Below are 15,843 nucleotides of genomic sequence, written 5' to 3' on the forward strand. Positions count from 1 at the left end.
TCAACAATATGAGGTGACACCGAGCTGTACTTTTCAAGAATAGCTTGCGCCACCAAATCAACAATGAATGTAAGGAGGAAGATATGAGCGGAACCAAAACAGCCCCTGCCGGGATCAATGCAGACCGCACTCTCGATGCCAAAGGCTTAAGCTGCCCCATGCCGATGCTTCGCACCAAGAAAGAGATCGACAAGATAAACTCCGGCCAGATACTCGAAGTTCTTGGCACCGACCCCGGCTCAAGAAATGATCTCCCCGGCTGGTGTGAGCGGAGCGGCCATGAGTTCCTTGGCGAGAAGGAAGATTCAGGCTTCTTCCGTTTTTATATCAAGAAGGGATGAGGTAAAACTTCCTCCTGTTTTTAACAGGTGGCAATTCTGTGGCGCATTATCTAAACAGATGGTGCGCCAGCACTTTTTTATCTGGAGGGAAAAATGGCTAAGAGTTTAGGTATCTTCGTAACCAACCCCGATAACTTCCGGCATGTTATGGGAATCACCAAAGCTGCCAAGGCGAAAGGCTCGAAGGTCAAGGTATTCTTTACCTGGACTGGAACCCATTGCGCAAAGAAAGAGGCAGAATTCCCAGCCCTTTGCAAACTGGCCGACGATGTCTCCATCTGTCTGGACAGTTATGGCAAACAGGGGTACGACAGGAATGATGTCCCCGCTGGTCTGGAACCGTCAAAAATGGCCACCCAGGCACAGCACGGGGCGATCATTGAAGACTACGACTGTTATATCAGTTTATAGGAGGCTGATCAGATGGAATATAAAAAAGTATGCTTCATGTACAGAAACAAAGACTACACCATGGATGGCATTCGTTCCGCTCTCGGTCTTGCGGTAGAGAACATGTACGCATACGGTGTTGTTCTCGACAACGAAATCCCGGCGCTTGATGAAAACCAGCAGGAGAGCATTGAAATGCTCCGGGACATGGAAGGTGAAGTCTACTCCACCGTTCAGGCCAATGTTGACAAAAGTGGCTTTGAGGCTATCACCATTGAGGAACTTGGCGAGAAACTTCGTGAAATGACCAACATCGTTCCCTACGGAATCAAATAGGAGCTTAGGAGATAAACACCATGAAAATACTCAATGTATATCGATCCGAGCCTGATGCAACCACCAAAAAACTGGTTGAGATCGTTACCAGGGACCGGGAAGCCGACAGCTTCAAGCTCAATGTAGACGCTCCAGACTACGATAAGCTGGTCGACAAGATCTTTGCCGCCGATCAGACCATCTGCTGGTGGTAAAAGATTTCAGGCAAAACTGCTGACGCGAAAACGCCCGCCCCTTGGATTCAAGGGGTGGGCGTTTTTATTTTACCCTTATGCATGATCGCTCACCGTCAGGCCTTTATCTTCTCCTCCTTGAGCATTCGATCCACAAATCGCAACAAGTGATCCCTTTGGGCATCCGTCGCATAGCATATACATGAACAGTGCAGGTTGCTCTCGCTTCTGACCAGAAACTCGAACGCCACTGAATTCCTGCCCAGCTCAATCCCGAAATAGAACGGGCCGCAATCACCATGACCCAGCTGGGCCGGGCCAAGCAGGTCGTCCGGGACGGCAAGCCAGAACATCCCAGCGATCGAAGCACTCTTTACGGTTCTTTTCAGATACGAATCTATATTGGCCTGCTCTTCTATGGAAAGGCCGTCTATCAACAACTGACGCATAGCCTATTGTTTTTTCCCTTGATTGAGTTTTTTACGCAGATCAATCATCTTTTTCTCAAAATTCGCGGCGTACTGGGCCAGCACATCTTCCGTCTCAATCACATAGGGCGTTATCATAACCAGCAGCTCGGTTTTATCTTTGACCTCTTTCTGATATTTGAAAAACCACCCCAGAATCGGGATGTCTTTCAGAAAGGGAACACCGCTGTCGACCAGATTCACATTATTTTCAATCAGGCCACCCATGAAGATCGTCTGCCCGTCGCGAACCGCAAGCTTTGTTTTGAGTTCCCGATTTGAAATAATCGGAGACTCTGTTCCACTTAAGGTATTGGTGGAAGCGGAACTGACCTGCTGATTGATATCGAGGATGATGATCCCGTCATAATTGATCTTGGGGGTCACATCGAGAATGACTCCGGTATCCTTGTATTGAATGGTCTGGTTGAGATTGGATGAGTTGATATCCCCGGTCTGACTGGTGACAATAGGGACCTGCTGACCGACATTGACGGTGGCAGTCTCGTTGTTGAGCACCATGACCTGGGGCGAGGAGAGAATGGTCAGTTCGGTGTCATCGGCAATGGCATTCAGAATACCCATCGCCTCTCCGGCGGAATTCAGCACACTGTAGGTGAACCCGGCCGCAACCGATTGCAGGCTGTCATGATTGATAGGACTACCACTCTCACCATTGGCGATCTGGCTCAGGTTGCTGAAATACTTATTGGTATATTTTGTCCCATCCAGCTTCAGCCGCCCGGTTTCCTTCATCCCCCACTCGATACCCATGGCCCAGGAGTCGTTCAGGTTCACCTCGGCTACCATCACCTCAATCAGGACCTGCCTCGGAATATTATCCAGCCGTTCCAGGAGTTTGGTCAACCGGACATAGTCGGCCGGATGGGCTCGCAACAAAATGATATTCCTGCTGTCATCGGCAATAATCACCGGCTCTCCTGCGAAACGCAGAGATTCACCGGTTTCGCCGCTTTTCTTTGACGCCCCGGTTTTACGTACCGCCGTCGATTTGGCAGGCTTAGTGATTGCCGTTGGGGTGGCAGAGGAGTCTTTCTCTTCACTGCTCTTTGCGCTGGACTTCGCCGCGCTCGACCCGGTGGTGACGCTTGGACTGGAACTGATCAGTTCATTTACCAGGGAAGCCAGATCGGAGGCCACCGAATTCCTTACATTGTAAATATAGATGTTGTCGCGCCCTTCGCTCGGCACCACATCGAGTTCCGTCACCCAGCGGGTTGCGCTGTCAAGCAGCTCCTGGTTGCTGCTCACCAGAAGGAGAGAATTCACCCGCTCAAGGGCCAGTACGGAAACGCCGTCATACCCTTTGCTGTTGACCTGCAGCGAGCTCAGGATCTCAACCAGCTCATCCTTCAGTTCGAAAATCGGCGCCTTGTCGATTCTGACCAGCCGCACCCTGAGGCTTGAGAGGGGGGAAACATCAAGTCGGGCCAGGATCGTCAGCACATCCAGAACCTTACTCTCATAATCACTGACAAACAGGGTGTTTGGATTTTCAAGGGTGAACATTTCACCCTGCTCCGAAAGATAGGGTTTCAGAAGTTTTACCGCTTCGGCCACCGGAATGTGCATGACCGGGACAATCTGGATCATGATGCTTGGCGACTCTTTCAGGGAATCGGCCTGATCCGGCCCCTGGACCATTTCCGAGGATGGCTTTTTGGCACTGAAAATATAGTTGTAATCTCCTTCACTGCGGATATCGAGGCCGTTGATATTGAGGAGTTTTTTGAATACCGCATAAAGCTGCGACATCGGTATTTTCTTTCCGGATCGGATGTTGACCACCCCCTTGACCTGCGGGTCGATGATATAGCTGATATCAAGGATCTCGGCGATCACCTGGATCACCTCATAGACATCGGCATTGTCGAAATTCAGGAGAACTCCCTCACCGGGAGCGACTTCCATCGATGGTTCAGGAGGCGGCTGGGCACCCTTGATCTTTTTCAGGTAGGGGTTACGTCCGTCAACCCGGCTCGGGATATCCCGGACCGGCACCGTTTTGATCGCCGTTTCAGAAACCTCGTCTTCCGGGACTTTTTCTTCCTCTTCAACGACCGGGGCAGGTTTTTCAATGCCCTTGCTGATTTCGGCAAGATCGAATATGCCGTCAGCTCCGTCTCCACCTGAAAAATAGGCGCATCCCGACAAGGTTGCGGTGGCAAGAAAAACCACTATTCCGGCGACAAAATATTTAAAGCAGAGCTGCGCTGCTTTACTGCTCAAACGAAACTTATGCCCTTGGGGTACAAAACACATATCTCACCTTCGTTATTAGAATCTTCATTACTGAACTGCCCGACCATGCGGGAAATCGCTGCCTGCGGTCGGCGGCGGGGGCGCCATCATCGACGGATCAAGCCTTAACAGCCGCTGTGACCTCCGCTGGAGCAGATCGGCCGGCGGCCCAGGCGGTTTACTCGGCGCACCGGAACCCGTTTCCGGTGTTGGCGCGGTATTTCTCGGGGTTACTTCGGTCGGCGGCTCAGGAGCCCTGGTTACAGCAGGGGGAGAGGCAACAGGGCTCGCCTCAGCTGCCGCTGCGCGCGTCGGCTGGCCGGCACGTCCCCTGACCACAACCCGGGACTTGTTCTGGTCATGGAGAAATTTTTCAATTTTCTCCCCGTCCTTTTCGAACACGATCCGGTCTTCCTCGACCCTGGCCACCACAAAACCCATAAAAAGAGCGCCCTGGTCAAGCTGTTCGTGCTGCAGCACCGAGGCCGCTCTCCCCTTTACAGGAGCTCTGGTTCTGGAGCCTTTTTCCACGTTTGCCGGCGCGGCCGGATAAGCAACGAGGGCTTTCCGCAGTTCGCCGATAATCACCGACCCTTCGTAGAAAACCTCCTCAAGATCGGTCGAGCTGACAATTTCCGGTTCCTTTTTGCCGTCGCTCGTGAACTCGTCAAGATCACTTTCATCCAGCTCCCGATCCTCAACAAAAACATATCCTTGATTCAGATCGGGCAAGGGTTTGGCTATCTCCGGATTAAAAACCATTGCTTCGGGCACTTCACTCTCTTCCTTTGCCTGGCTCTCAACCACAGGTTTTTCATCAGGCGTCCATGGCCCGCTTAAACCAATGCGCATGATGATCATCAGGCTCAAAAGGAGAAGTATCAAATGGGTAAATCGTGTCATTTCACCTGCTCAATGTCCGTCCGTTCCGTTTGCCCGGCCGGACTCACTCGGAATTCTTCAGGAAATAATAACTCTTGAATTCTATAAAAATCTTGAGCCCCGCTTTTTTATACGGCTTCAAGGTAAAACTCTCAATTTTGAAAAACTGCTGTGAACTGTAAATGTCGCTCAGAAAATCGATAAACTGCTGCTGGGTCCCGGCAAGTCTCGCCTTGATTATAACCTCCTCAAGGGGGACTGCGCCAGCGTCACCTTCCCGGTTCCGATCAACGGCCTGCCGGGTTGGCCGGATCGATTCAGACTCGAGCCCCGCTTTCATGACCAGATTCTGAATCCGGATCTGCATGGCCGAGGCGATCTCCTCATCGGAAACACCGGTGAAAAATGCTTTCTCCACCTGCGCTTTCACTTTAAGATTTTTTTCGAGCTCTTCCTTCAGCTGATCGATCTGTCTGGCATTGAAACGGTACTGTTCGACACGCTCGGCGGTGCTCTCCGCCTCGGCGACCCTGGTCTGGTAGGCAGTATTGACCCAGCGGACAAGATTCAGCACCAGCAGCAGCACGGCGGCAACGATAAGAATGGCACGACGTCGGTGCCGGTTGTAGTATTTTGCCAGACTGATCATGGCAGTCCGATCTCCACCTGAAAATAGGTTCTGTTCTTTCTCCGGCTCGTGGACTTGAGCCTGGTTTCTCCCAGAACCTGAAGTTTTTCGGTCAACTCACCGACGTTATCCGTATACCCCTGGATGACCACAACCTTCTCCTTGCCGTTCAACTGCAACTGGTCGAGATAAGAGGTCTCGGGCAGTTCTTCAGTCAGCCGGGTCAGAAAGGAGATCAGGTCGGTATTGGCTTCCAATCCCTGAACCCCGGCCAGAAAATCCTTGTTCTTCTTGATCTCACGCCGGAGTTCGCTGACTTCCATCATCACCGGCGCCAACCGGGCGATTTCAGCCTCGGTTTCACTGATCACCCCGTCGATCTGCCGGAGCTTATACCCGGTTACAAAGATCAGGGCAAAGAGATTTACGGCCAGGAGGGCGATGATTGCCATCCTCGTATAATCCGGCCTCCGGTAAGAGGCCGGCAGCATGTTGAAATCCTTGAGAACCGGAGAAGCGCTCAGGAGGTCGCTGCTCGGCTGAAACCGGCTGGCAGCCGGCCTCGCGGTATGATAAAGGCTTTCCGTGCCGCAGAGTTCGGCGGTTTTGGCAAAGCTGAGGTCCGGATGGCACAACATCCGGTCTTCGAGAACCGTCCCCGAAAAAACAAAAACCTTGGTGAACTTGCCGGGCATTACCAACGCCCATTTTTCTTTGCCCAACTTGTTCGTGACATAACGCTGGCTTTCCGGATACAGCCCCCTGACCTGGAAGCCGGCCGCGATAATCTCTTCAATGGAATTGGCCAGAAGACCTGCCCGGGCGGCAAAGATCGTTGTTTTATACAGTTCACCCGCCCGCTGCGCAGAATAGCTGTACAACACCTCATCTTCCCGAAAAGGGGTGATCAGGCCAAGCTGGAACTTCACGGCTTCAGCAATGTCGGGGGTTCTGACCGGAAGAGATATCGAGGTCGCGAAAATCAGCTCTTCGGAAACGAACAGGTTGACGGAGGTCGAGGTGATTCCGTGCCGGTCGGTGAAACCGTGCAGGCATTCCCCGCCGTCGAGACCCTCGCCCCGGAATTCCTGGACGGTCTTCCCTCGGCCATAGCTCACGGTAAAGCCATCAGCCTCGATTATGACCTCAAGACCACTCATGAATAATATACCCTCCAGGACAGGTAGCGAATCCTGCCCCCATTGCTGCTGACCAGAACCCTGACCCTGCCCCCTCTTTTTTTCTTCTGCCCTTCCCCGGCCAAGCCCTCATCTATTACCTCATCAGCGGCGCCCTCTTCGGACGTGAACCCGGCAAGCCCCCTGGCCACTATCGAATAATAAGGATTGTTGGGGACATTATAAACCAGGATGTTATTGAACATCGCATATCTTTCACTCCCAAGCACCTGCTGGGCATGGGCGCCCGAAAGGGTGCGGATGTCCTGCCGTAACTCCCAGTAAAGATCCTTGTCTTCCTGGTTGCCGGCCGTCAGAAAATCGAGCATGGCCGGAGTGAGGCTGTTGAAGTTGATTTTCCCCTGCGCGCCATGGGTCGTAAACACCTCATACGGATCAAACATCCCGCGCAGCCTTTCCGTTCCCCTGATCAGAAAAAACTCTCCCGGATCTTCGATTTTGGCGTTCCGGGGAACATACGGTCTGGGCAGCTCCTCATAGTAATCCCTTTCGGCGCCGTTTACCCGGTAAAGATCATCACCATCGCGCCAGTCCAGCAGAGAGTCCGCAACCACCGCCCGCTCATCCTCGTCTAGACCGAGATGCTCCAGAAAAAGCATCAGCGGAACCATCGAACCGGAGTTCAGGTCGATCTTCCCGGATTCGCTCACCGCATAGTACTCTATTTTGCCCGCCGGAAAAACAGATTCATAGATTTTTCCGAAACTGAACGGCCCGCCCAGAAGCTCCTCGGTGTCGAGGTCAAGTTTGGCGTTCAGCCTGAACAGGGCGAGGCTCACCCCACCCTCCGCCAGCATCCGTTCACTGAAATGCGCCGCACGGTTGCCGGCGATCTTAAGCTCGGTCCGGACCTGGAAGATCAGCTGTAAGGCGAGAAAGCTGATCAGGAGCATGACCACAATGACCACCAGCAGGACAAAGCCTGTATTCCCTGTGGGCTTACACCGGGCCATCTTATTTTTTCTCCAGCTTCAGGGAAAAAAGAAGCCCCTGCCGGTCGGTGAACTGGATGACCTTGAGCGAATCGTCTTCTACAAAGATCTCACCCTCCGCCTCTTCACCCTCTTCATCCGAAGTAATATCCAGAAAATGCTTCTCCATTTCGAGCATCGCCTCAAACCTGCTGCTGCCGCTGCGGTCGATCCGGCCGATATTCTGCATCGAAAGAGAAAAACTCTGCAGGATCACCAGGTAGGCCATGCCGAGAATGGTCACCGCGACCAGGACCTCCATAATGGTGAAGCCGGCCATGTTCCCTGTGCTGCTCCTGCCGCAGACCAGTTTCATGAGCCCGCCACCTCTTCACTCCAGCATCTGGGGACAAATTCATAAAGCTGCCCGCCGTAACTGACACTCACGATTCCTTCCTTCTCGTCGTACTCAATGGCAAAATCAGCAAGATCCTCAAGCAGCACAAACATTTCCTGCAGGTCGGGATCGTAATCCTCAAAATATTCAGGATTGTAAAAATCAACCCGTTCCGAATAGTAGAGGTTGCCCGCCCCCCGGTCATAATAATAAAATGCCATCACCATCGGCACATCCCTGTTCAACAGGGGGCTGGTGGTAACCAGCCGCATGGTGTCTTCTTCCACCAAAATTTTCAGTTTTCGTTCCCCAGAACCGAACCAGGTGCCATGGATCTGGCGATGGAGAAGTTCCAGGAAAGCCCGGTCCCTTTCCCCGCTGATGATCCTCTCCTCTCCTTTACCGGAAAAGGAAATCCCGGCATTCAGGATCGAATAGAGCATCGTTGAAACAAGGACCATCATGAACATCGCAATCAAGAGCTCGAAGAGGGTGAACCCGGCTCTTCCGGTTGTCATGCGCCGCAATGTCTCACCCCGTCCGACTCTATCTCCCGATTTCGGCCGGGAACGGAAACTTGCCCCTTTTCCGAACAACCTCCAGGCGCAGGAGACCCGGCAATCCTCTTTATTCATCGCCATGTTCATCGCACGGTAATCGGCATGGCCGTCAACAGATCAACTCGGATCTTTTTCACCCGTTCACCCTTCTCGAAGGTGATGAGGGCCGGCGTGGCCGTCCCTTCTGGAAAGAACAGGATCTCTTCGGGTTCCATAATCAGCACATCATCTTCCTCGAGACCGCATTCCCGGGTCTCCCGGACCGCGCCGCTCAGCTTGAAAATGCATTCCTCGCCTTCATCCAGGGTCACCCGCAGCTCTCCGCCCCTGGAAATCGCCTGCAATCTTGCATAGCGGAGAATGCTGCTGATTTCCCTGGTCTGGCTGCGGAACTTGAGATTGTCGGCAAGTCTGCCGACGGCGGGAGTGGCCATTGCCGCCATCACCGCGAGGATCATCAGCACCACCAGCATTTCAAACAGCGAAAAGCCCTCTCCGGAATAGACACCCTTTCCCGGGGGCAAGGGGAAAACAGAACCACCCCGATCTTTTGCGGAGGGAATCATCCTGATATTTCGTTAATACTGAGGATCACGGAAAGCATTGAGATCACCACATACCCGGCGACCAGGGCGATGGTCAGAATAAACAGCGGCTCGATCAGGGCGATGATCCGTTTGGTCTTCAGGCGCAATCCTTCTTCATAATGGTCGGCGATCTGGCCGCACACCTGGCCCACCCGGCCCGACTCCTCGCCGATGGCGAGCAGGTCGCCCGCCAGATCAGGGAGCAGACCGGCTCCTTTCAATTTAAGGCCCACCTGCTGACCTTCTTTCAGAGCGGCGGTGGCCCGCTGCAGCAGACGCTGAAACTCGGTGTTGCCGGCGACACCGCTGCTTATTTTCAAGGCAGTGGAGAGATGAACCCCGTTATTGACGAGCACCTCCAGGGTCCGGAAGATCCTCGTTGTTTCAAGATCCTTGACGAACGAAGAGATCACCGGCACCTTGATCGCAAACCGGTCAAAAGCCATTTTCCCCTGTTCGCTTTTCAGGTACCGGAAAAAAGCAAAGGGCAGACCGATAATGATGATGAGGCAGATGAAGATGTTATCACTGATCACCTTGGCCGAATCAATCATGATCTGAACGTGAAGCGGCAGCTCCTGGCCGACCCCGGCAAAAAGAATCTCAAACCTCGGCAGAATGGCGGTGATCAGAATCATTACCGCAACAAACCCGACGATCAGAAGGAAGAGGGGATAAATTGAGGCGGAGACGATATACTGTTTCAGTTCATTGAAGGTGGCCTGATACTCGGAAATCCGGGACAGCATTGCCGGCAGAATCCCGCCCTCTTCACCTGCCCGGACGATGTTCACATACATCGGCGAGAAATGCTCGGGATATTCGGCAAGAGATTCGGAGAACGATTTCCCCTCTTTCAGTTTCCGCTCCACGTCCCCGGCAAAATCACGGAACGCAGTCTTGTGACTGTGCTGTTTTATGGTCCGCAGGGCGCTGTCCAGCGAGAGCCCTGCGCTTAATAACAACGAAACCTGCTTGGTGAAAAAATCGATGTCGTTCCTGGTGACCTTCTCCGTTTTGAAACGATTGAGCGAGAAGGCCTTGCCCGTTTTTCCGCTTTCAAAAGATCTCTTGATCTCCAGGGGCCGCAGACCGGAACGCATGAGCCTGTCGGCAACCGCTTCGCTGTTCACTTCATCGAGAGTTCCCTTCTTGATGGTGTTCCCGGAATCAACGGCTATATAGCTGAACAGTGGCATAATTCTGCGACCTATTTCCCGGTGACCCTGACAACTTCGGCGAGAGAAGTGACGCCATCCCGCACTTTTTCCAATCCGTCATCGTACATGGTCCTGAAACCGCCATCGGCCGCGATTTTTTTAAGTTCCACCAGATCCGCGCCATGGGAAATCCCCCGGGACAGGGCATCGTCGATCACCAGAAACTCATAGAGCCCAACCCGGCCGGTAAAGCCGCTGTTGCCGCATTTCTTGCAGCCGCGCCCTTCGAAGAGATAGAAGTCCTCACCTCCGGGCATGTACCCGAGCGCCTCCGAGGCAAGCCCCCTTTTCTCCTTGCAGTGTTCGCAGATCCGCCGCACCAGACGTTGCGCCATGACCCCGCGCAAGGACGAAACCAGCAGAAATCTTTCCACCCCGAGATCGACCATCCGCACCACGGCGGACAGGGCATCGTTGGTGTGGAGGGTGCTGAACACCAGATGTCCGGTCAGGGATGACTGGACGGCGATTTCGGCGGTTTCCAGGTCCCTGATTTCACCAATCATGATGACGTCCGGGTCCTGCCGGACAATGGAGCGCAGCCCCTTGGCAAAGGTCAGGTTGATCTCCGGCCTGACCTGGATCTGGTTGATGCCTTTCAGCTGATACTCAACCGGATCTTCAATGGTGATGATCTTGTTGCTTTCGTTGCTGATCTGGTTCAGGGCGCAATAAAGGGTGGTTGTTTTCCCGCTCCCGGTGGGACCGGTCACGAGAATAATCCCGTCCTGGATTTTGAGAAGATTACGAAATTTCTTCTCGGTATCCGCCTGCATCCCCAGAAATTCGAGATTGAGGATTGCCGAACCCTTTTCAAGGATACGGATGACGATCCCCTCGCCATGCACGGTGGGCAGAGTCGAAACCCGGAGATCAATCTCCTTGCCGGAGATCCTCATCCCGATCTTGCCGTCCTGCGGAAGTCGGCGTTCAGCAATATCCAGAGCCGCCATCAGTTTGATACGGGAGATGATCGCCGCAATCATCGAATGGGGAGGGATGTCATAATCCTGCAAGATTCCATCGATCCGCAACCGGACCTGCAGCCCTTCCTCATGCGGCTCGAGATGAATATCGCTCGCCTTCCGGCTGACCGCAGTATCGATGATACCGTTCACATACTTGATAACCGGGGCCTCGGAGGCCATATCCTTCAACCGGTCGATGTCGGACTCATCCACAAACATATTGTTGCCGACCACGGTTTCATGTTCCAGCCCGTAATGTTCGGCCATGATGTTTTTCAGATTTGATTCCAGGGTCAGCTGGACCACATAATCCCTGGTGGTGAGAACACCCATGGCGGCGAAAAGGTCGCCATCCAGAGGATTGGAGACCAGCAGGATCGTCTGCCCCTCTTCTCCCCGGCTGATCATGGCAAAAGGATGCTCCCGGTGAAAGAGTTCAGAGATATCAACGGGCAGGAACACATCTTCCGGATCGGGCTCATACATCGACAGGGAGAGCTGCTCACCGAGGACCTCGACCAGATCTTCCTCACTGACAAACCCCAGGGTGATCAGGATCTCACCGATCCTGCTTGACACATTCGCCTGGTGAGAAAGGGCCCGGTCGAGCTGCACCTGTTCGAGCTTGCCATAGTTGACCAGCATCTCACCAACCCGCTTGTACTCACCGTAATACACCATATTATTCATAATGCCACCGGCTCAATCTGTTCATGATCATCAACAATAGTCACTCCCCTCCTGACAGACCAATTAAATCCGAAATGATACTAAAATACCGGTCCGGTGGCGAGACATTTATAGTATAGTTTGACTTCCCGCATCCCCTCCGGTAAGTTTTTTTACTTTCAGAGCAACTTCACGAATACAGGAGAATGGCATGAGTAACGATTGCATATTCTGCAGGATCATAAAAGGTGAAATTCCGGCCAACAAGCTCTATGAGGATGACGAGCTTCTTGCCTTCTGGGACATCTCCCCCCAGGCGCCGAAACACTTTCTGATCATCCCGAAAAAACACATCAGCGGTCCTGGTTCAATTACCAGTGAGGAAACGGAACTGATCGGCCGGCTGGTGCAAAAAGGCGGCGATCTTGCCAAAGAAAACGGCATCAGCTCCTTCAGGACAGTCATGAACAACGGCGCGGAGGCGGGCCAGACGGTTTTCCACCTCCATATGCACGTATTGGGCGGCCGCCCGCTGAGCTGGCCTCCGGGATGACTCTTGAAACAAAAAACCCTTATGGCACCAGCAATACTCGCCCTGGTAGGTAAACCGGACTGCGGCAAAACCACTCTCCTGGAAAGACTCATCCCGGAACTGAACCGCCGCGGGTTTAGAATCGGCACCATCAAGCACCATGTCCATGCCTTTGAGATGGACCTTGAAGGTAAAGACACCTGGCGCCATAAAAGGGCCGGAGCCCGAACAGTGGCCCTCTCCTCACCCACCGGACTCGGGATCATCAGCGATGTGGACCACGACCAGGCCGCGAATGAATTGCTGGACCGATATTTTCCGGATATTGACCTCGTCATCGCCGAAGGCTACAAGAAATCCTCTCTGCCCAAAATCGAAGTCTTCAGAAAAGAGGCCCACGCAACTCCTCTTGAAAACAGGGATAACAGCTGGCTGGCCATGGTCAGTGACGATCCGCTGCATATCGACCTGCCGCAGTTCGGTCACAACGACACCCGGGAACTCGCCGATTTCATCTGCAGAAAATTCCTGGCCGATCAAGGTCACCCCCAGGCCTCACTCTTCGCCGACGGCAAGCCCATTGCCCTGAACAATTTCCTGGAAAAATTTCTCCGCCAGGCCGTGACGGGCATGATCACTTCCCTGAAGGGATGCAGCAAAGCCGAGAAGATCACCCTGACCATCCATCGAAAAAACGATCATGAAAGACGCTGATTTCACCGGGGTCATTCTTGCGGGCGGCAAAAGCAGCAGGTTCGGATCAAACAAAGCGCTGGCTGAATTTCACAGCCGCCGGCTGATCGAGCATCCTGCCGGGGCTCTGGAAAACATCTTCACAAAACGCCTGCTGGTGACAAACACCCCGGATGAATACCTTTTTCTCGGTTGGCCCATGACCACCGACATCCATCCCGGGAAAGGCCCCCTGGCCGGCATTCACGCCGCCCTGAAAACAGTCTCCACTCCATTTATCTTTGTTGTCGGTTGCGATATGCCGTTTCCCGACATCAGTCTGATAATCCACCTCTGTGACCAGGTCCCTGGTTTTGATGCCGTCATTCCGGCCACCGCAGATGGTCTCGAACCCCTGCATGGAGTTTACGGGAGAACCGGACTTCCGGTTATAGAACGATGCCTGAAGGCTGAAGAAAGGAAAATAACGGCTGTGCTGCAGCTGATGAATACCAGAATAATTGAAACTGCGGTAACGGAAAACATTGCCGGCTCACGACGTCCGTTCAAGAATATCAATTCACCGAATGACATGAACGGGATCTGAAGTTGAAGTCCGTGTGCCCAAAGTCTCTCGAAAAAAGTGCCGGGGGCAAGCCCAGGTTTACAGGAACAAGACTCAATCTGATGATACCGCCAGGCGCGCTCTTCCGGCCGATCAGGATTTTTTCCCCGAAGATTTTACCCCGACCCGCAACATCTGGGGGCTGCTGTCCGACCCGTGAGGGGAATGACATTTCAAGCATTTACTGGCAACACCGTCACTTGAATGCTGGCTGCCCGTTCCCTTGGTGTGGCAGGCCTGGCATAAATCCTTGCCCTTCAGGGTGAATTTCCCCGCTGTTTTCGCAGTGCATTTCGCCCCGGCCGGCACATGACACATCTCACAAGCTTTCACTCCGGCCATCTCCGCAGCCACAGGCCCATGCAGATATTTGACTCTGACAAGGGCCTGATGACAACTGCCCGTCATGCAGCCCTTGGCAAAAACTTCTGAGGGGAAAAAAACAACGAGAAACAGCAGGGCCGGAAACAACTTCCCGGCCCGGGAAACAGCTAAAGACATCATCAAACTCTCCCGATATTTCAACAGCTTATCGCCAATCGACCCCTGTTGACATTGGCCGGGAGTATAACAGCTCCTACGCTCGGGTGTCAATTGGAAAAGAGGTTGCCCGACCCGATTCAACAGCCTTGATTTATAAGGTCCGGCGTGATAAAAAGCCTCTTTGAATCGCTTGTTTCAATTTTTCAGGAGAACCAAAAATGCTTGAACTCCGTTTTATTCGGGAAAATATAGATCTGGTGCTGGAAAAAATGAGATTCCGCGGGATGGAAACCGGCAGAATCGACAACTTCATCACCATCGATGAGAAACGCCGTGAAATCCTCTCCGAAAGCGAAACACTTCGCAACAAACGGAATATCGATTCCCAGAAAATCGCCGAGCTGAAAAAATCCGGCCGGGATGCGGATGCCCTGGTCACTGAAACGCGTAAAATCGGCGACCGGATCAAAGAGCTGGAAGCCGATCTCACCTCCATTGAATTATCACTCCAGGAAATTGTCATGGAGATCCCGAATCTCTGTCATGACTCCACGCCGTTCGGCAAGGACGACAGTGAAAATGTGGAGCTGCGAAAGTGGGGGAAAATCCCCGAATTCCCTTTCCCCCCAAAAGCGCATTACGAGCTGGGCGAAGAGCTCGGCTGCATCGATTTTGAGCGGGCTGCCAAGATTTCAGGCGCCCGCTTTGCTCTGCTCAGCGGTTTTGCTTCCCGGCTGGAGCGGACATTGATCAACTTCATGCTGGATCTGCACACCCAGAAACACGGCTACCGGGAAGTCCTTCCCCCTTTTCTGGTCAACACCGAAACCATGACCGCCACCGGCCAGCTGCCTAAATTTGCCGCAGATCTTTTCAAGACCTCGGTTTCCGACCGGGACCTGTGGCTCATCCCCACCGCCGAAGTGCCGGTAACCAATATTCATCGAGATGAAACCCTGACCGAAAAAGAGCTACCGATAAAATATTGCGCCTACACCCCCTGTTTCCGTTCCGAGGCCGGCTCGTACGGCAAGGATACCCGGGGGCTCATCAGACAGCATCAGTTCGACAAGGTTGAACTGGTTAAGTTTACCACCCCTGAAACATCCGATGACGAACTGGAAAGCCTGCTCGCCAATGCGGAAAAAGTGCTGCAGCTTCTGGAGCTGCCCTACCGGGTAGTCTCCCTCTGCAGTGGCGACCTTGGTTTTTCATCGGCAAAAACCTACGATATCGAGGTCTGGATGCCCGCCCAGAACAAGTATCGGGAAATCTCGTCCTGCAGCAATTTTCTTGACTTTCAGGCCAGGAGGGGCGGCATTCGCTACCGCCCGAAAGACAGCAAAAAAAGCCGACTGGTCCACACTTTAAACGGCAGCGGACTCGCCGTGGGCCGGACCCTGGCTGCCATCTTTGAAAATTACCAGCAGGAGGACGGGACGATCAGGATTCCGACCATCCTGCAGCCCTATTTCGAAAACCGTTTCTGAAATCCCAGGCATCGGCGGGGATCCCGGGCCACGCACCGCCCCCCCCCCCCC

The 15,843-nt window shown here is 53.3% G+C and carries 20 protein-coding genes; 8 read left to right on the forward strand and 12 right to left on the reverse strand.

Annotated elements, in window-relative coordinates; translation table 11 throughout:
* Positions 1 to 83: 83 nt before the first annotated feature.
* From KKG35_03990 to KKG35_04005, 4 genes are all read left to right on the forward strand, one after another.
* Complete coding sequence (locus KKG35_03990; protein MBU1737277.1) at positions 84 to 341, forward strand: sulfurtransferase TusA family protein; 258 nt, start codon at positions 84 to 86, stop codon at positions 339 to 341.
* Positions 342 to 434: 93 nt separating this feature from the next.
* Complete coding sequence (locus KKG35_03995) at positions 435 to 752, forward strand: peroxiredoxin (protein MBU1737278.1); 318 nt, start codon at positions 435 to 437, stop codon at positions 750 to 752.
* 12 nt (positions 753 to 764) lie between these two features.
* Entirely contained in the window at positions 765 to 1,067 is a 303-nt protein-coding gene (locus tag KKG35_04000) for a hypothetical protein (GenBank protein ID MBU1737279.1), read from the forward strand.
* A 20-nt stretch (positions 1,068 to 1,087) separates the two neighbouring features.
* Positions 1,088 to 1,261 (forward strand): hypothetical protein, encoded by a 174-nt coding sequence (locus KKG35_04005; GenBank protein ID MBU1737280.1) that lies wholly within the window; start codon positions 1,088 to 1,090, stop codon positions 1,259 to 1,261.
* 95 nt (positions 1,262 to 1,356) lie between these two features.
* Here the strand turns inward: KKG35_04005 and KKG35_04010 are convergent, their stop codons facing one another.
* The 11 genes from KKG35_04010 to tadA are packed head-to-tail and all read right to left on the reverse strand — an operon-like array spanning position 1,357 to position 12,011.
* Positions 1,357 to 1,689, reverse strand: a complete 333-nt coding sequence (locus KKG35_04010) for a hypothetical protein (GenBank protein ID MBU1737281.1) — start codon at positions 1,687 to 1,689, stop codon at positions 1,357 to 1,359.
* A gap of 3 nt (positions 1,690 to 1,692) precedes the next feature.
* Complete coding sequence (gene gspD, locus KKG35_04015) at positions 1,693 to 3,957, reverse strand: type II secretion system secretin GspD (protein MBU1737282.1); 2,265 nt, start codon at positions 3,955 to 3,957, stop codon at positions 1,693 to 1,695.
* A 60-nt stretch (positions 3,958 to 4,017) separates the two neighbouring features.
* The gene (locus tag KKG35_04020) at positions 4,018 to 4,872 is read right to left on the reverse strand and encodes a hypothetical protein (GenBank protein MBU1737283.1); all 855 of its coding nucleotides are present in this window, start codon (positions 4,870 to 4,872) and stop codon (positions 4,018 to 4,020) included.
* A 43-nt stretch (positions 4,873 to 4,915) separates the two neighbouring features.
* Entirely contained in the window at positions 4,916 to 5,500 is a 585-nt protein-coding gene (locus KKG35_04025) for a hypothetical protein (GenBank protein MBU1737284.1), read from the reverse strand.
* On the reverse strand, positions 5,497 to 6,639 hold the full coding sequence (locus KKG35_04030; GenBank protein ID MBU1737285.1) for a hypothetical protein: 1,143 nt from the start codon (positions 6,637 to 6,639) through the stop codon (positions 5,497 to 5,499). Before KKG35_04030 ends, KKG35_04025 begins: the two co-directional genes overlap by 4 nt.
* Positions 6,636 to 7,631, reverse strand: coding sequence for a general secretion pathway protein GspK (locus KKG35_04035; GenBank protein MBU1737286.1), 996 nt, complete (start codon positions 7,629 to 7,631; stop codon positions 6,636 to 6,638). The genes KKG35_04030 and KKG35_04035 overlap by 4 nt, the downstream gene beginning before the upstream one ends.
* Position 7,632: 1 nt before the next feature.
* Entirely contained in the window at positions 7,633 to 7,965 is a 333-nt protein-coding gene (locus KKG35_04040; GenBank protein MBU1737287.1) for a prepilin-type N-terminal cleavage/methylation domain-containing protein, read from the reverse strand.
* Positions 7,962 to 8,621, reverse strand: a complete 660-nt coding sequence (locus tag KKG35_04045; protein MBU1737288.1) for a prepilin-type N-terminal cleavage/methylation domain-containing protein — start codon at positions 8,619 to 8,621, stop codon at positions 7,962 to 7,964. Before KKG35_04045 ends, KKG35_04040 begins: the two co-directional genes overlap by 4 nt.
* Before the next feature lie 8 nt (positions 8,622 to 8,629).
* Positions 8,630 to 9,112 (reverse strand): GspH/FimT family pseudopilin, encoded by a 483-nt coding sequence (locus KKG35_04050; protein ID MBU1737289.1) that lies wholly within the window; start codon positions 9,110 to 9,112, stop codon positions 8,630 to 8,632.
* Complete coding sequence (locus tag KKG35_04055; GenBank protein ID MBU1737290.1) at positions 9,109 to 10,332, reverse strand: type II secretion system F family protein; 1,224 nt, start codon at positions 10,330 to 10,332, stop codon at positions 9,109 to 9,111. The genes KKG35_04050 and KKG35_04055 overlap by 4 nt, the downstream gene beginning before the upstream one ends.
* 11 nt (positions 10,333 to 10,343) lie before the next feature.
* The gene (tadA, locus tag KKG35_04060) at positions 10,344 to 12,011 is read right to left on the reverse strand and encodes a Flp pilus assembly complex ATPase component TadA (GenBank protein ID MBU1737291.1); all 1,668 of its coding nucleotides are present in this window, start codon (positions 12,009 to 12,011) and stop codon (positions 10,344 to 10,346) included.
* 190 nt (positions 12,012 to 12,201) lie between these two features.
* Between tadA and KKG35_04065 the strand changes: the two genes are divergently transcribed.
* The 3 genes from KKG35_04065 to KKG35_04075 are packed head-to-tail and all read left to right on the forward strand — an operon-like array spanning position 12,202 to position 13,801.
* Positions 12,202 to 12,543 carry a histidine triad nucleotide-binding protein gene (locus KKG35_04065; GenBank protein ID MBU1737292.1) on the forward strand — a complete coding sequence of 114 codons (342 nt, stop codon included), beginning with the start codon at positions 12,202 to 12,204 and terminating at the stop codon, positions 12,541 to 12,543.
* 21 nt (positions 12,544 to 12,564) lie between these two features.
* Complete coding sequence (mobB, locus tag KKG35_04070; GenBank protein MBU1737293.1) at positions 12,565 to 13,236, forward strand: molybdopterin-guanine dinucleotide biosynthesis protein B; 672 nt, start codon at positions 12,565 to 12,567, stop codon at positions 13,234 to 13,236.
* Positions 13,223 to 13,801: a molybdenum cofactor guanylyltransferase gene (locus KKG35_04075; protein MBU1737294.1), complete on the forward strand. Its 579-nt coding sequence runs from the start codon at positions 13,223 to 13,225 to the stop codon at positions 13,799 to 13,801. Before mobB ends, KKG35_04075 begins: the two co-directional genes overlap by 14 nt.
* 111 nt (positions 13,802 to 13,912) lie before the next feature.
* On the opposite strand, the gene KKG35_04080 is transcribed toward KKG35_04075, so the two are convergent.
* On the reverse strand, positions 13,913 to 14,323 hold the full coding sequence (locus KKG35_04080) for a hypothetical protein (GenBank protein MBU1737295.1): 411 nt from the start codon (positions 14,321 to 14,323) through the stop codon (positions 13,913 to 13,915).
* 197 nt (positions 14,324 to 14,520) lie between these two features.
* Between KKG35_04080 and serS the strand changes: the two genes are divergently transcribed.
* Positions 14,521 to 15,792: a serine--tRNA ligase gene (gene serS, locus KKG35_04085; protein MBU1737296.1), complete on the forward strand. Its 1,272-nt coding sequence runs from the start codon at positions 14,521 to 14,523 to the stop codon at positions 15,790 to 15,792.
* The last annotated feature ends 51 nt before the right edge of the window (positions 15,793 to 15,843 follow it).

The organism is Pseudomonadota bacterium, assembly GCA_018823285.1.
In the GTDB taxonomy this organism is placed as follows: Bacteria; Desulfobacterota; Desulfobulbia; order Desulfobulbales; family JAGXFP01; genus JAHJIQ01.

Bases quoted from the DNA above. Each gene is read 5' to 3' on its own strand.
- KKG35_04030 (MBU1737285.1), bottom strand. From the start codon at position 6,639: ATGAGTGGTCTTGAGGTCATAATCGAGGCTGATGGCTTTACCGTGAGC.
- KKG35_04075 (MBU1737294.1), top strand. From the start codon at position 13,223: ATGAAAGACGCTGATTTCACCGGGGTCATTCTTGCGGGCGGCAAAAGC.
- KKG35_04080 (MBU1737295.1), bottom strand. From the start codon at position 14,323: ATGATGTCTTTAGCTGTTTCCCGGGCCGGGAAGTTGTTTCCGGCCCTG.
- tadA (MBU1737291.1), bottom strand. From the start codon at position 12,011: ATGAATAATATGGTGTATTACGGTGAGTACAAGCGGGTTGGTGAGATG.
- KKG35_04010 (MBU1737281.1), bottom strand. From the start codon at position 1,689: ATGCGTCAGTTGTTGATAGACGGCCTTTCCATAGAAGAGCAGGCCAAT.
- KKG35_03995 (MBU1737278.1), top strand. From the start codon at position 435: ATGGCTAAGAGTTTAGGTATCTTCGTAACCAACCCCGATAACTTCCGG.
- mobB (MBU1737293.1), top strand. From the start codon at position 12,565: ATGGCACCAGCAATACTCGCCCTGGTAGGTAAACCGGACTGCGGCAAA.
- KKG35_04045 (MBU1737288.1), bottom strand. From the start codon at position 8,621: ATGAATAAAGAGGATTGCCGGGTCTCCTGCGCCTGGAGGTTGTTCGGA.
- KKG35_04055 (MBU1737290.1), bottom strand. From the start codon at position 10,332: ATGCCACTGTTCAGCTATATAGCCGTTGATTCCGGGAACACCATCAAG.
- KKG35_04050 (MBU1737289.1), bottom strand. From the start codon at position 9,112: ATGATTCCCTCCGCAAAAGATCGGGGTGGTTCTGTTTTCCCCTTGCCC.
- KKG35_04040 (MBU1737287.1), bottom strand. From the start codon at position 7,965: ATGAAACTGGTCTGCGGCAGGAGCAGCACAGGGAACATGGCCGGCTTC.
- KKG35_04065 (MBU1737292.1), top strand. From the start codon at position 12,202: ATGAGTAACGATTGCATATTCTGCAGGATCATAAAAGGTGAAATTCCG.
- KKG35_04025 (MBU1737284.1), bottom strand. From the start codon at position 5,500: ATGATCAGTCTGGCAAAATACTACAACCGGCACCGACGTCGTGCCATT.
- KKG35_04035 (MBU1737286.1), bottom strand. From the start codon at position 7,631: ATGGCCCGGTGTAAGCCCACAGGGAATACAGGCTTTGTCCTGCTGGTG.
- serS (MBU1737296.1), top strand. From the start codon at position 14,521: ATGCTTGAACTCCGTTTTATTCGGGAAAATATAGATCTGGTGCTGGAA.
- KKG35_04005 (MBU1737280.1), top strand. From the start codon at position 1,088: ATGAAAATACTCAATGTATATCGATCCGAGCCTGATGCAACCACCAAA.
- KKG35_04000 (MBU1737279.1), top strand. From the start codon at position 765: ATGGAATATAAAAAAGTATGCTTCATGTACAGAAACAAAGACTACACC.
- KKG35_04020 (MBU1737283.1), bottom strand. From the start codon at position 4,872: ATGACACGATTTACCCATTTGATACTTCTCCTTTTGAGCCTGATGATC.
- KKG35_03990 (MBU1737277.1), top strand. From the start codon at position 84: ATGAGCGGAACCAAAACAGCCCCTGCCGGGATCAATGCAGACCGCACT.